This window comes from Arthrobacter sp. LAR12-1-1.1 (assembly GCF_040676555.1).
GTDB lineage: Bacteria > Actinomycetota > Actinomycetes > Actinomycetales > Micrococcaceae > Arthrobacter.
Genome location: NZ_JBEGIG010000068.1, coordinates 1 through 255, shown reverse-complemented (window position 1 = coordinate 255; position 255 = coordinate 1). Strand labels below are relative to the sequence as shown.

The 255-nt window shown below is 72.5% G+C and carries 1 pseudogene; it reads right to left on the bottom strand.

What is annotated here, in order from left to right:
* Positions 1–255: pseudogene (locus MRBLAR12_RS22075) on the bottom strand (acetyl-coenzyme A synthetase); the annotation flags it as partial.

Here is a 255-nt window from a genome sequence, read left to right as displayed (position 1 = left end):
CGGCGTCGTGCCCGACGGCGGTGTGCTCGGCCGACGCGGCGCCGACGGTGTCCGCCCACCAGTGGTCCCGGCCCTCGTGCCAGTCCACGTCCTGGCCGTTGCGCCTGACCACAACGACGTTCCGCACGGTGTGGCCGTCGCCATTTCCCGTGTGGGACAACGCGTCGTCGACGGCGGCCTTCAGGGCGCTGGGCTTGCCGCGGCGGTAGGTGCCGTCGGCCGTGACCACAAGCTTGGCCTCCGCGTCGTCAATCC